15 protein-coding genes are annotated in these 13847 nt (G+C 65.3%); 10 read left to right on the forward strand and 5 right to left on the reverse strand.

Annotated elements, in window-relative coordinates; all coding sequences use genetic code 11:
- Positions 1-56: 56 nt before the first annotated feature.
- Positions 57-971 (reverse strand): LysR family transcriptional regulator, encoded by a 915-nt coding sequence (locus tag OU994_RS13095; RefSeq protein WP_281611091.1) that lies wholly within the window; start codon positions 969-971, stop codon positions 57-59.
- Positions 972-1073: 102 nt separating this feature from the next.
- Here OU994_RS13095 and OU994_RS13100 point away from each other — a divergent pair, with 102 nt between their 5' ends.
- From OU994_RS13100 to OU994_RS13145, 10 genes are all read left to right on the forward strand, one after another.
- The gene (locus tag OU994_RS13100; protein WP_281611092.1) at positions 1074-2183 is read left to right on the forward strand and encodes a muconate/chloromuconate family cycloisomerase; all 1110 of its coding nucleotides are present in this window, start codon (positions 1074-1076) and stop codon (positions 2181-2183) included.
- A gap of 10 nt (positions 2184-2193) precedes the next feature.
- A complete protein-coding gene (catC, locus tag OU994_RS13105) occupies positions 2194-2484 on the forward strand; it encodes a muconolactone Delta-isomerase (protein WP_281611093.1) in 291 nt (96 codons plus the stop codon).
- A gap of 36 nt (positions 2485-2520) precedes the next feature.
- On the forward strand, positions 2521-3441 hold the full coding sequence (catA, locus tag OU994_RS13110; RefSeq protein ID WP_281611632.1) for a catechol 1,2-dioxygenase: 921 nt from the start codon (positions 2521-2523) through the stop codon (positions 3439-3441).
- Between the two features lie 11 nt (positions 3442-3452).
- The gene (gene benA / locus OU994_RS13115; RefSeq protein WP_281611094.1) at positions 3453-4850 is read left to right on the forward strand and encodes a benzoate 1,2-dioxygenase large subunit; all 1398 of its coding nucleotides are present in this window, start codon (positions 3453-3455) and stop codon (positions 4848-4850) included.
- Positions 4847-5347, forward strand: a complete 501-nt coding sequence (gene benB, locus OU994_RS13120) for a benzoate 1,2-dioxygenase small subunit (protein ID WP_281611095.1) — start codon at positions 4847-4849, stop codon at positions 5345-5347. Before benA ends, benB begins: the two co-directional genes overlap by 4 nt.
- Before the next feature lie 29 nt (positions 5348-5376).
- Complete coding sequence (benC, locus tag OU994_RS13125) at positions 5377-6393, forward strand: benzoate 1,2-dioxygenase electron transfer component BenC (RefSeq protein ID WP_281611633.1); 1017 nt, start codon at positions 5377-5379, stop codon at positions 6391-6393.
- Between the two features lies 1 nt (position 6394).
- Positions 6395-7195, forward strand: coding sequence for a 1,6-dihydroxycyclohexa-2,4-diene-1-carboxylate dehydrogenase (locus OU994_RS13130; protein WP_281611096.1), 801 nt, complete (start codon positions 6395-6397; stop codon positions 7193-7195).
- Positions 7192-7971 (forward strand): 3-oxoadipate enol-lactonase, encoded by a 780-nt coding sequence (gene pcaD / locus OU994_RS13135; RefSeq protein ID WP_281611097.1) that lies wholly within the window; start codon positions 7192-7194, stop codon positions 7969-7971. Before OU994_RS13130 ends, pcaD begins: the two co-directional genes overlap by 4 nt.
- A gap of 7 nt (positions 7972-7978) precedes the next feature.
- Entirely contained in the window at positions 7979-9169 is a 1191-nt protein-coding gene (locus tag OU994_RS13140; protein ID WP_281611098.1) for a benzoate/H(+) symporter BenE family transporter, read from the forward strand.
- 82 nt (positions 9170-9251) lie between these two features.
- The gene (locus tag OU994_RS13145; protein ID WP_281611099.1) at positions 9252-10589 is read left to right on the forward strand and encodes an MFS transporter; all 1338 of its coding nucleotides are present in this window, start codon (positions 9252-9254) and stop codon (positions 10587-10589) included.
- Positions 10590-10776: 187 nt separating this feature from the next.
- Here OU994_RS13145 and OU994_RS13150 read toward each other — a convergent pair whose 3' ends face one another.
- The 4 genes from OU994_RS13150 to OU994_RS13165 form a co-directional block, all read right to left on the reverse strand.
- Entirely contained in the window at positions 10777-11217 is a 441-nt protein-coding gene (locus OU994_RS13150; protein ID WP_281611100.1) for an acetyltransferase, read from the reverse strand.
- Positions 11218-11443: 226 nt separating this feature from the next.
- Positions 11444-11914 carry an ASCH domain-containing protein gene (locus OU994_RS13155; RefSeq protein ID WP_281611101.1) on the reverse strand — a complete coding sequence of 157 codons (471 nt, stop codon included), beginning with the start codon at positions 11912-11914 and terminating at the stop codon, positions 11444-11446.
- Between the two features lie 195 nt (positions 11915-12109).
- Complete coding sequence (locus OU994_RS13160; RefSeq protein ID WP_281611102.1) at positions 12110-12586, reverse strand: GNAT family N-acetyltransferase; 477 nt, start codon at positions 12584-12586, stop codon at positions 12110-12112.
- Between the two features lie 172 nt (positions 12587-12758).
- A complete protein-coding gene (locus OU994_RS13165) occupies positions 12759-13724 on the reverse strand; it encodes a nitrilase family protein (RefSeq protein WP_281611103.1) in 966 nt (321 codons plus the stop codon).
- Positions 13725-13847 lie beyond the last annotated feature (123 nt).

The raw sequence follows: 13847 nt of genomic DNA on the forward strand, positions 1-13847 counted from the left end.
CATGGCAGGGAAGCGATGCGGTGTTCAGCGCCACGTGATCACCGGCATTCCATCCCCTACAGCGCCTCCGGCACATACGCGATGTGCCGCTCCTCGTAGATCTCGTAGATGATCGCCAGCATGTCCGCCAGTTCCTGCGAACGGTCCATCGCCCGCGCGCTGAAGATGATGGGCGAGACGGCCTGCCGGTCGTCGATCGGCCGGTAGGCCACGTCGGTGCGGATCATGCCCTGCAGGCTGTCCGGCACGATCGCGATGCCCTGGCCGGCGCCCACCAGGCCGATGGCGATCTGCAGTTCGCGCACTTCGATCACCTGGCGCGGCACCAGCATCCGTTCGCGGAACGTGGCCAGCACCTGGTCGGCAAAACTGGGGCGTGGCGTTTTCGGGTAGACGATCAGTGGGTCGTCCATCAGCTCGGACATCTTCAGCGGCCCCGGCAGCCGCGTCAGCCGGTGGCCGACCGGCAGCGCCACGATCAGCGGCTCCTCGCGCAGCACGATGCGGCGGATCGCCGCGTCTTCTCCCTTCAGCCGGCCGAAGCCGACGTCGATGGTGCCCTCCTTGAGCGCCTTCAGCTGGTCGATGGTGGTCAGTTCGTGGAAGCTGATCTCCACCGTCTGGTACCGGTCGCGAAAGCGCCGCACGATTTCGGGCAGCAGGCCGTACAGCGTCGAGGCCACGAAGCCGATCGACAGCTTGCGCTCGATCTTGCCGACCCGGCGCGTCATCGCCTTCAGGTCCTGCGCCTTGTCGAGCAGTTCCTGGGCATGGGCATGGAAGAACTGGCCCGCCTCGGTCAGCCGCAGCGGCCGCGAACCCTTTTCGATCAGCACCACGCCCAGCTCTTCTTCCAGCTGCTGGATCTGGCGGCTCAGCGGCGGCTGTGCGATGTTGAGCCGCTCGGCGGCCCGGGTGAAGTTCTTCTCGTCCGCGACAGCGACGAAATAGCGCAAGTGGCGCAGTTCCATGACTATACCTTCCAGGTATGGAAAACATACCAAATCAGTGTTGGACGGGGGCTCGTACGGGGCATATTGTACTCATACCGCCCCATACCATACTGACTGAATATGATCTCCAACATCACAACCTATCTCGTGGACGTGCCGACCATCCGGCCGCACAAGCTGTCCGTGGCCACCATGCGTACGCAGACGCTGGTGCTGGTGCGCATCCGCTGCGCCGACGGCATCGAAGGCTGGGGCGAGGGCACCACGATCGGCGGCCTGGCCTACGGCGAGGAAAGCCCGGAAAGCATCAAGGCCAACATCGACACGCACATCGCGCCGCTGCTGGTCGGCATGGACGCCGGCGCGGTCGCGAAAGCGATGGCGAAGGTGCGCAAGGCGATCCAGGGCAACCGCTTCGCCAAGTGCGCCATCGAGACCGCGCTGCTCGATGCGCAGGGCCGCCGCCTGGGCGTCCCGGTCAGCGAACTGCTGGGCGGCCGCGTGCGCGACACCCTGCCGGTGGCGTGGACCCTGGCTTCCGGCGATACCGCGAAGGACATCGCCGAAGCCGAGAAGATGCTGGAACTGCGCCGCCACCGCATCTTCAAGCTGAAGATCGGCGCCCGCAGCGTCAACGACGACGTGGCCCACGTGCTGGCCATCAAGCGCGCGCTCGGCGATGCCGCCAGCGTGCGGGTCGATGTCAACCAGGCATGGAGCGAATTGCAGGCGGTGCGCGGCATCGCCGCCCTGCAGGATGGCGGCGTGGACCTGGTCGAGCAGCCGGTGCGCGCCGAGAACCGCGAAGCGATGCGCCGCCTGGCGCGCCGCTTCGACGTCGCGCTGATGGCCGACGAGGCACTGCATGGCCCGGTCGACGCCTTCAATATCGCGCGCAGCGAAGGCGCCGACGTCTTCGCCGTGAAGATCGCGCAGTCGGGCGGCCTGGTGCCGGCCCAGCAGGTTGCCGCGGTGGCGCAGCTGGCTGGCATTGGCCTGTACGGCGGCACGATGCTGGAAGGCGGCATCGGCACCGCGGCCACTGCCCAGCTGTGCGCCACGTTCGCCGACCTGTCGTGGGATACCGAGCTGTTCGGCCCGCTGCTGCTGACCGAGGAAGTGCTGCGCGAGCCGCTGGTGTACCGCGACTTCATGCTGGAAGTGCCGTCCGGGCCCGGCCTGGGCGTGACCATCGATACCGACAAGCTGCATCGGCTGTCGCGCAAATAAGGAGAACACCATGCTGTTCCATGTCCGGATGGATGTCCAGCTGCCGGCCGCGATGCCGGCCGGGCAGGCCGCGCAATTGAAGGCCGACGAGAAGGCGCTGGCGCAGCGCCTGCAGGAAGAGGGCAAGTGGCGCCACCTGTGGCGCATCGCCGGCCAGTACGCCAACGTCAGCATCTTCGATGTCGGCGGCAACGAAGAGCTGCATGCGCTGCTGATGTCGCTGCCGCTGTTCCCCTACATGAAAATCGAAGTCACGCCGCTGTGCCGGCACCCGTCCTCGATCCGCACCAACGACTTTTGACCAGAACACAAGGAGACAATCATGACCCATACAAATATGACGCACGCCGACATCGACCAGCTCGTGCACAGCTGGATCGTGGCATCGGCGATCCGCCCGGCCAATCCCCGCGTGCAGCAGATCGTGGTGCGCCTGGTGGGCGACCTGTGCAAGGCGATCGAGGACCTGGACATCACGCCGAACGAATTCTGGAAAGGCCTCGAGTACTTCTCGGCCGCCGGCGCGAACAATGAACTGGGGCTGCTGACGCCGGGCCTGGGCCTGGAACGCTTCATGGACATCCGCGCCGACCAGGCCGATGCGAAAGCGGGCCTGGAAGGCGGCACGCCGCGCACCATCGAAGGCCCGCTGTACGTGGCCGGCGCGCCGGTCTGCCAGGGCTGCGCGCGGCTCGACGACGGTACCGAAAGCGAGCGGGCCGAGGTGCTGTTCATGCAGGGCACCGTCTACGGCGAGAACGGCCAGCCGGTCCCGGGCGCGCAGGTGGAAGTGTGGCATGCGAACCTGCTGGGCAATTACTCGCACTTCGACCAGTCGCAGTCGCCGTTCAACCTGCGCCGCACGATCATCGCCGACGACCAGGGACGCTACCAGTTCCGCACCATCATGCCGAAGGGCTATGGCTGTCCTCCGGGCGGCAGCACGCAGCAGCTGCTCGACCTGCTGGGCCGCCACGGCCAGCGCCCGGCGCACATCCACTTCTTTGTGTCCGCCGACGGCCACCGCAAGCTGACCACGCAGATCAACATCGATGGCGATGAATACCTGTGGGACGACTTCGCGTTCGCCAGCCGCGAAGGCCTGGTGCCGCCGGTGGTGCGCGTGGAAGATCCTGCCGCCATCGCGGCGAAGGACCTGAAGCAGCCGTTCGCATCGATCGACTTCGACTTCCGCCTGCATGCCGACAGCGCGGCCGCACCGGCCACCGATGTCGAACGCGCCCGCGCCGCCGCCTGAGGAGCATTGCCATGAATTCGCGAACCATCCCGATCCATCCCGCAAAGCCATCCGCGCAAGCGTTCATCGACGGCCTGCTGGTCGAAGACGAAGCAAAGGGCGATTACCGCCTGCACCGCAGCGCCTTCACCGATGCCGACCTGTTCGAATTGGAGATGAAGCACATCTTCGAAGGCAACTGGATCTACCTGGCCCACGAGAGCCAGATCCCGAACAACAACGATTACTACACCACGCACATCGGGCGCCAGCCGGTGTTCATCGCCCGCAACAAGCAGGGCGAGCTCAATGCGTTCATCAACGCGTGCAGCCATCGGGGCGCGCAGCTGTGCCGCCACAAGCGCGGCAACAAGGCCACCTATACGTGTCCGTTCCACGGCTGGACGTTCAACAACAGCGGCAAGCTGCTGAAGGTGAAGGACCCGGAAGGCGCCGGCTATCCGGAATGCTTCAACAAGGAAGGCTCGCACGACCTGAAGAAAGTGCCGAAGTTCGCCAGCTACCGGGGCTTCCTGTTCGGCAGCATCAACCCGGACGTGGTGCCGCTGGAAGAATTCCTGGGCGGCGCCGGCAAGATCATCGACATGATCGTCGACCAGTCGGCCGATGGCCTGGAAGTGCTGCGCGGCGCGTCCACCTACACCTTCGACGGCAACTGGAAGCTGCAGGCCGAGAACGGCGCGGACGGCTACCACGTCTCGGCCGTGCACTGGAACTACGCGGCCACGACGAACCGCCGCAAGGAACAGGAAGCGCAACCGGGCCGCGAAGACAAGATCCGCGCGATGGATGCGGGCACCTGGGGCCGGCAGGGCGGCGGCTTCTACGCGTTCGAGTACGGCCACATGCTGCTGTGGACGCAGTGGTCGAACCCGCAGGACCGGCCGAACTACCCGCGCCACGCCGAGTACGCCGAACAGTTCGGCGAAGCCACGGCGAACTGGATGATCCAGCGCTCGCGCAACCTGTGCCTGTATCCGAACGTGTACCTGATGGACCAGTTCGGGTCGCAGATCCGCCTGCTGCGCCCGATCTCGGTCGACAAGACCGAGGTGACGATCTACTGCATCGCGCCGAAGGGCGAACCGGACGAAGCGCGGGCCCGCCGCATCCGCCAGTACGAGGACTTCTTCAACGTCAGCGGCATGGCCACGCCGGACGACCTGGAAGAGTTCCGCGCCTGCCAGGCCGGCTATGCCGGCACGGCGATGGCATGGAACGACATGTGCCGCGGCGCCACGCACTGGATCAAGGGGCCGGACGAAGCGGCCAGCGAGATCGGCCTGCAGCCGGTGATGTCCGGCGTGCGTACCGAGGATGAAGGGCTGTACACGGTGCAGCACCGCTACTGGCTGGACGTGATGCGGAAAGCTGTAATGCAAGACGCTCCGAAGGAGGTCCAGCCATGAGCACCGTGACGATCGACACCATCGCCGCCTTCCTGTACCGCGAAGCGCGCCTGCTGGACGACGAGCAGTGGGACGACTGGCTCGAATGCTATCACCCGGATGCGCGGTTCTGGATGCCGTCCTGGGACGACGACGGCACGCTGGTGACGGATCCGCAGCGCGAGATCTCGCTGATCTACTACCCGACCCGCCAGGGGCTGGAAGACCGGGTGTTCCGCATCAAGACGGAACGTTCGAGCGCGACGATTCCCGATACGCGCACCAGCCACAACATCGCCAACATCGAAGTGGTGGCGCAGGAAGGCGAGGAGGGGAAACGCGTCACGGTGCGCTTCAACTGGAACACGCTGAGCCACCGCTACAAGACCGACTTCGCGTACTTCGGCATGTCGCGCTACGTGATCGATTTCGGCGGCGACCGGCCGCGCATCCTCGACAAATATGTCGTGCTGAAGAACGACTACATCAACCAGGTCATCGACGTGTATCACATCTAGTCGATCACGAAGCCACCAGGAGACAGATGATGAACACCCATCGCATCGCCCTGCAGTTCGAAGACGGGATCACCCGCTTCATCACCTGCAACGACAACGAGAAACTGGCCGACGCGGCCTATCGCCAGAAGGTCAACATTCCGCTGGACTGCCGCGACGGCGCATGCGGCACCTGCCGCGGTTTCTGCGAGTCGGGCAGCTACGACATGCCCGAGTCGAGCTACATCGAGGATGCGCTGGAGGCGGAGGATGCCGCCAGGGGATTCATCCTCGCCTGCCAGTGCAAGCCGACCTCCGACTGTGTCGTGAAGATTCCCGCCACGTCGGAGTCGTGCAAGTCCGGGGCCCACACCTTCACCGGCAGGATCGCCGCCGTCGATCACCTGTCGGCGTCGACGATCACGTTCGCCATCGATCTCGACGGCGCCGGGCCGGATTTCCTGCCGGGCCAGTACGTCAATGTCGCCATTCCGGGTACCACGCTGACCCGCTCGTACTCGTTCAGTTCTCCGCCCGGCGCCACGCGGGCGCGCTTCGTGGTGCGCAACGTGCCGGGCGGCCGGATGAGCGGCTTCCTGTCGAACGAGGCGGCGCCGGGCCAGGCCATCACCTTTACGGGATCGTATGGCAGCTTCTACCTGCGGCCGGTCGCGCGGCCCGTGCTGCTGCTGGCCGGCGGTACGGGCATCGCACCGTTCCTGTCGATGCTCGACGTGCTGGCGGCCAGGGGCTTCGCGCAGCCTGTGCGGCTGGTCTACGCGGTGACCAACGACCACGACCTGGTCGGGCTGGAACAGCTGGACCGCATCGCCGCGGCGCATCCGGATTTTACTTACGTGACGACCGTGGCGGCGGCGGACAGCCAGCACCGGCGCAAGGGCTACGCCACGGCGCACGTGGAGCCGGGCTGGATGAACGGCGGCGATGTCGACGTCTACCTGTGCGGCCCGGTGCCGATGGTGGACGCCGTGCGCGGCTGGTTTGCCGAGACGGGTGTCGCCCCCGCCAGTTTCCACTACGAGAAATTCTCGTCGACAGGAGCATGAGATGACGGATCAAGCAAAGACGCCGCGTGAACGTTTCCGCGGCAAGGTCGTGATCGTGACCGGGGCCGCGCAAGGGATTGGCCGCGGCGTGGCGCTGGCCGCCGCGCGCGAGGGAGCGCAACTGGTGCTGGCCGACCGCGCCGGGCTGGTGACGGAGGTGGCCGCCGAGTGCGCCGAGCTCGGGGCGCAGGTATCGGTCGTGCGGTCGGACCTGGAAACCTATGCGGGCGCGGTGGCCGTGGTCGACCAGGCGCTGGCGGACTTTGGCCGTGTCGATGTGTTGATCAACAATGTCGGCGGCACCATCTGGGCCAAGCCCTACCAGGAATACGCCGAAGAACAGATCGAGGCGGAGATCCGGCGCTCGCTGTTCCCCACGCTGTGGTGCTGCCGGGCCGTGCTGCCGGCCATGATCGAACAGCGCGGCGGCGCCATCGTCAACATCTCGTCGATCGCCACGCGCGGCATCTACCGGATTCCCTATTCGGCGGCCAAGGGCGGCGTCAACGCGCTGACCGCCAGCCTGGCGCTGGAACATGCGCAAGATGGCATCCGCGTCAACGCGGTGGCCACCGGCGGCACGGCGGCACCGCCGCGCGTGGTGCCGCGCAATCCGGCCCCGCTCAGCGCGCAGGAGCAGGCGTGGTACCAGGGCATCGTCGACCAGACCCTCGCCAGCAGCCCGATGCACCGCTACGGCACCATCGACGAGCAGGTAGGCGCCATCCTGTTCCTGGCCTCCGAGGAAGCGTCTTATATCACGGGCAGCGTGCTGCCGGTAGGCGGCGGGGACCAGGGATGAACACCATTGAACTCAACGGCGCGGCCTGCCGCTACCGGACCGACGGCGACCCGCGCAATCCCGCCGTACTGATGTGCAATTCGCTGGGCACCGACCACACGATGTGGGATGCGCAGGTCGATGCGCTGTCGCGCTGTTTCTACGTGGTGCGCTACGACACGCGCGGCCATGGCGCATCCGCCGCGCCGCCGGGCCCGTACAGCCTGGAGTTGCTGGCCAACGACGCGCTGGGCTTGCTGGATCACCTGGCCATCAGCAGTGCCCACGTGGTCGGCCTGTCGATGGGCGGGCTGGTCGCGCAATGCCTGGGGCTCTATGCGCCGCACCGCGTGAACCGGCTGGTGCTGGCCAACACGGCGGCGCGCATCGGCACGGCGGCAGGCTGGCGCAGCCGCGCCGAAACGGTGCGCGAGGATGGCCTGGCGACGATCGCCTCCACCTCGCCCGCGCGCTGGTTCACGCCGGCGTTCGCGGCGGAAGACCGCGCCACCATCGAGCCGCTGCAGCGCACCTTGCGCAGCCAATCGCCGGAAGGATATGCGGCCTGCTGCGATGCGCTGGCCGACGCCGACCTGGGCGACGACATCCGCGCCATCACGGCACCGGTGCTGGTGATCGCCGGCGAAGCCGATCCGGTGACTACCGTCGCCGAGGGCGTCGCGCTGTGCACGCGCATCCGCGACGCCAGGCTCGTCACGCTGCCGGCATCGCACCTGTCGAGCATCGAAGTACCCGCCGTCTTCACGCGGGAAATCCAGTCCTTCCTTCACTCCTGAGGCCACCATGAGCGAGACGGTTCGGCCGGACGCCCCGGCCGGCGTGGCGGCGCGCGCGCTGCCGCTGCCGGCGATCGTGGCGGGCTTCCTCGCGGTGCTGGTGTCGTTCGCCGGCCCGCTGGCGATCTTCTACCAGGCGGCCCAGGCCGCGCAGGTGGATGCCGCCACGTTTGCCTCGTGGGTGTGGGGCATCTCGATCGGTGCCGGCGTGACCGGCATCTTCCTCAGCCTCCGCTACCGGGTGCCTGTCATCACCGCCTGGTCGGCGCCCGGCACGGCCCTGCTGATCACGCTGTTCCCGGCGCTTTCCGTGGCCGAGGCGATCGGAGCGTACATCACGGCGGCCGCGATCCTGCTGCTGCTCGGATTGACCGGCAGCGTCGACCGCATCATGCGCCATATTCCGCACGGCGTGGCGGCCGGCATGATGGCCGGCATCCTGCTGCCGTTTGGACTGAGTGCATTCCGCAGCGTGGGCAGCCTGCCGGTCGTGGCGATCGGCATGATCGCAGCTTACCTGCTGTGCCGGCGCATGCTGCCCCGCTATACCGTGGTCGCCGTGTTGGCGGTTGGCGTGGCCCTGGCGCTCGCGGCGGGCCGGGCGGACTTCAGCCACGTCGGCCTGGCGCTCGTCGTGCCGGTGCTGGTCGCACCGGAATGGTCGCTGGGCGGCACCTTCAGCCTCGCGCTGCCGCTGGTCCTCGTCACGCTGACGGGGCAATACCTGCCCGGCATGGCGCTGCTGAAGACTTCCGGCTATGACTTGCCCGCCAGGCCGGTGATGGTGGCCAACAGCGTGGTTTCCCTGCTGGTCGCCGCTACGGGCGGCATCACGATCGCCATCGCCGCGATCACGGCGGCGATGTGCACCGGCCCCGATGCGCACGAAGACCCGCGCAAGCGCTACATCGCCGGGGTGGCAAACGGCGTGTTCTACCTGCTGGCGGGATTGTGCGCCGGGTCGATCGTCACGCTGTTCGCGGCGCTGCCGAAGGAACTGGTCGCCACCGTCGCGGGGCTCGCCCTGCTGGGGCCGATCGCCGCGAATGCCGGCGCCATGATGGCCGCGCGCGACCGCGACGCGGGCCTGGTCACGTTCGTCGCCACCGCTTCGGGCATGACGTTCCTCGGCCTGGGCGCCGCGTTCTGGGGCATCGCGATCGGCATCGCCGCGCATCTCCTCCTGACCCGCGAATAAGGAGAAGCGCACCAGCCTCCAAACAACGCCCATACAGCGATTCAGAACGACGACTATCCAAACATCAGAGGAGACACGAATCATGCGGCAAATCGACCTTCAGCAACTGGCGGACAAGGCCCGCTTCAACCGCTACCACGGCGGCATCCTGGCGTGGTGCGCCATCATCATCATCTGCGACGGCTACGACCTGGCGGTGGCCGGCATCGCGCTCCCGTCGATCATGAAGGACATGGGCGTGACGGCGCAAAGCGCCGGCTTCATGGTCAGCTCGGCACTGTTCGGCATGATGTTCGGCGCCATCTTCCTCGGCACTATCGCCGACCGGATCGGCCGCCGCGCCGCCATCGCCATCTGCCTGGCGCTGTTTTCCGTGTTCACGGCAGCAGCGGGCCTGACGAACGATCCGTACGTGTTCAGCGCGATGCGTTTCCTGGCCGGCCTCGGCATCGGCGGCGTGATGCCGAACGTGGTGGCGCAGATGACCGAGTACTCGCCGAAGAAAATCCGCGCGACGCTCGTCACGCTGATGTTCTCCGGCTACGCGGTGGGTGGCATGCTGGCGGCCTTGCTGGGCAAGGGCATGCTGGAAGCGTGGGGCTGGCAATCCGTGTTCCTGGCCGCCGGAGTGCCCGTCGTCCTGATTCCCTTCGTGCTGAAGGCGCTGCCGGAATCGATGGCGTTCCTGGTCCGCCAGGGCCGCATCGCCGAAGTGCAGGAGATCGCGCGCCGGCTGGAGCCGTCGTTCGTGCCGCAGCAGGGCGACTCGTATGCGCTGGCTTCCGATGGTGCCGCGGCGGGCACGCCGATCAGCCAGCTGTTCAGGGATGGCCGCGGCTTTTCCACCGTGATGTTCTGGATCGCCTTTTTCATGTGCCTGTTCATGGTGTACGCGCTGAGCTCGTGGCTGACGAAGCTGATGGCGGGCGCCGGCTACAGCCTCGGCTCGGCGTTGACCTTCATGCTGGTGCTGAACTTCGGCGCCGTGATCGGCGCGGTCGGCGGCGGCTGGCTGGCCGACCGCTGCCATATCAAGTACGTGCTGATGGGGATGTATGCGCTGGCAGCCGTGTCGATCACGTTGCTGGGCTACCCGGTATCCACGCCCGTGCTGTTCCTGCTGGTCGGGCTGGCCGGCGCGTCGACCATCGGTACGCAGATCGTCACCTATGCGTATGCGGGCCAGTTCTACCCGGCGGCGGTGCGGGCTACCGGCATCGGCTGGGCCTCCGGCGTCGGGCGCAGCGGCGCCATCCTCGCACCGATCGTGATCGGCACGCTGGTCGGCATGGCGCTGCCGCTGCAGCAGAACTTCGCCGCGATCGCCGTGCCTGCCGTGGTTGCGACGATCGCGGTCTCGCTGATCCGGCATGGGCGGTCGGCTTCGGCGGTGGAGCGTGTCGTCGGGGTCTCCGCGTGACTGGCAGCCGGGACCGCACTTGCACTATGATCGCGCCATGGCTGACAACTCTACTTTGCACGGCAATCGACAGATCCTGCGTGGCGAAATCTACTGGGTGGCGCCCGAGGAAGATCGTGGCTCTGTTCCTCCCATTGAGCACCCCGGGAAGTCGAGTCATCTTTCGTACTGCTGCCGCCCACTGAAGCTATTTTCCCGGCAGTGCAAGGTGCAATAGCGGATACGGCTGCCCGAAGGGATCCTTCTCGGAGCGCCCGACCATCCGGAAGCCCATCCTTGCGTAGAACCCGACGGCCTGGTGATTCTGTTCGTTGACATCCACCTTTGTTGCGTTCAGATGGCTGACGGCGAAATGAATCAATGTGCGCCCTGCGCCGCCGCCGCGATGCGCGGGATGCACGAACAGCATCTCGATATTGCCGTCCGCTACACCGATAAACGCGAATGGCTGGTTTGCGGTATCGCGCAGGCAGTACAGCGGCGCGAACGTTTGCAGAATCCGACGTACCAGGGGTATCAGATCGCGGATACCCTCTTCGCTGAGGAAATCATGCGTTGCACGCACGGATTGTTCCCAGACATCGAAAAGACGCGGCAGATCGTTTTCATTTACTTTATCGACAGGCATTCCTTATCCTTGCATTCAGCCAGCGCTATCCTGGAGCGCCGGAAAATTACCATCACATGTGAAAATAAGATCCAGGCCGTGCACGGAAGTGCGACATCTGCCTGGCCACCGGTCAACCAACCCGGTGCGTCGACTGGGCATGCGGCATTTGTTTGCGTCATGCTGCCATTGCGGTGGACCGGTGCGGGAAATGGGAAATGGGAAATGGGAAGTGCAAGAACTATCGTCATGGACGGTGCACTTCGAACCATTCACAAATCAACTCCGTCCTGTCATCGAATTCCACGCCATGGGAAGCTGCGTCCAGCCTGTACCATGCGCCGATGTGGGAGCGGAACCAGTCCAGCGAACGATCGCCCTCGCCATAGTCGAATGCGAACGCCTTGCCAATGTCGCCGAACGCCGTGACGGCGATGCGCTTCGTCTCGAGGATTGCCAGCGGTCTTCCATCGCCATCGATGAGCGCACTGAGTGCGCCCACGAAGGGTACGTCGCCATCGGCATAGTGCCACGCGGCCGACGACGTGGCTGTTTTCACGCCTGACAGGACAAGCTGTGCGCCCCTGTCGGCTTCCGCGCGCGTGCTGCCGATCTTGACAGGGTAGTAGAAGCGGGTTTCCTCGCCAGCGAAGTGGCTCGCGAGGTAGGCCGCGATACCGGGATCGAGGTTCACGGGCAGGCGATTTTGTTTGCTCATAAGATGCTTTCGTTTTTATCGGCATTCCGCTCCGCTTGCGCCAGCCGGCATGCTTTTGGCGCGCAAGGTATCCGCTTTATGGCGTCCGTGCGCCGCATCGATCGCGGGATCGCATCCGTGCCGAAGGTAAAAAGACGCCTCCAGGGCGGCTGCCGAATGTCGTGAGCGTTATGCTCTGAGGGCGTTCCATGGGGCCTACTCAGCCAGTGTCTTGCGCATGACGGCATTGCGCAGCGCTACGCCTCTCACGACTGGAGTCCGCTGTTCCTCTATCAGAAAGCCGAAACGGGCAAAGAACGGCTGCGCAGTCAGGCTGACGCAGGAGAACAGTGCTGGCAGCCGGCGAGCCGACGCAATATCGAGCAGGTGGCGCATCAGGGCAGTCCCAACGCCTTTTCCGGCAAAATCCGGTGCCACGAAAAACTGGTCGATATAACCCGTGTGCTGCAAGTCGGCGAAGGCCACCGGCCGGCCATCGATCTCGACTGCCCACGGACGATTGGCGTCGATCCGGCGATCCCACGACCGCCGGGATTCGGCATCGAGTACACGGGGAGCCCAGGCCGCGATCTGCTCGGCCGTATAGTCACGGCTGGCCAGGCCATGGACGGACGATTGAAAGATGGCGAGAAGAGCGCCTTGCTCTCCTTCGGTATAAGGACGGATGCGCATGCTGTGCAGCGGAAAAAGCGCCAGTATGCCGTCCAGCCTCTTTTAAGTCTGTCAACAATTGTAATCAGATGTCGGCAATCGTGCGGGATCGGCCGTTCACTGAACGGCCGAGTTCGGTAAATGGCGGTAATAAGCCGAAAAGCGAAGCCTCCGCAGGCAAGGGGGTATCGGTTCAGGGTGAAGTAGGCGCTTCGGAAAACCGTGCAGCAATGGCGTCGAGCTCGTTACCGGTCGCTTCGCCGATCCGGCTGTAGAGCGCAGGCCGGCGGCCACGTATCCATCTGCGGCCCGTGCAGCGGTCGAGCAGCGACAGGTCAAGCTGGCCGCAAACCATTTCGTCGCCGGCCTTCCATGTTTCGTTGATGATGCGCCCATAGCAGTCGATCAGCATCGCGTTGCCCGTGCGGACTTCGCCATGATCCTCGCCGACGCCGTTGGAAAATACCAGGAACATGCCGTTGTCGTGCGCCCTCGCGGGCAGCCAGCGCATCAGCCAGCCGCGCCCCTTGTCACCGCGAAACTCGGCCTCGATTGCTCCCGGATCGTTCTTGCGGTTGCGCCACAGGGCTGGATCGATCACGCCCATCGCATGCGGGCTCCTGGATGCGGTGCCGCCTGTCTGGTGCGGCGCGAGCAGGATGTCTGCGCCCAGCAGAGCCGTCATGCGCGCGTTCTCGACCAGATTGTTATCCCAACAGATCAGGATGCCCAGTTTGCAACCCAGCGTCGAGTCGAACACCGTGTAACGGTCGCCGGAAGCGATGTGTTCGCTTTCGAACGCATGGAGTTTCCTGTGCACGTGCCAGCTTCCGTCAGGCTCCGCCACGACATAGCTGTTGTACAGTGTTCCCCGATCATTTTCGATGAGCCCGGCCCCGATGACCATATGGTGTTGCCTGGCAAGTGCCAGCAGGTGCCGGGTACTCGGCCCATCCGGAACTTCTTCGGCCAGCTGTTCGATGCTGTCGCGCGGCATGCCGATGACATGCCAGTACCCGGTGATGCACATTTCGGGAAAGACCGCGAGCTGTACCTTTCGGGATGCCGCTTGCGCGGCAAAATCCGCTATCAATGTCAAGTTGGCTTGCTTGTCTCCCGGGATGTGCTGGAACTGGATGGATGCCGCCTGGATAATCATTTGCCGTGAGCCTTTCGATCTGAATATGGCGTGTGGAGATACTCATCCTGATAATCGTATGGTCAAATGGCCGGCCAGATGTCGGGAAATTGTCGATACGACCGCACGCCCAGCAGACGGCCT

The sequence above is a fragment of the Pseudoduganella sp. SL102 genome, assembly GCF_027856995.1.
Classification (GTDB): Bacteria; Pseudomonadota; Gammaproteobacteria; order Burkholderiales; family Burkholderiaceae_D; genus Rugamonas; species Rugamonas albidiflava.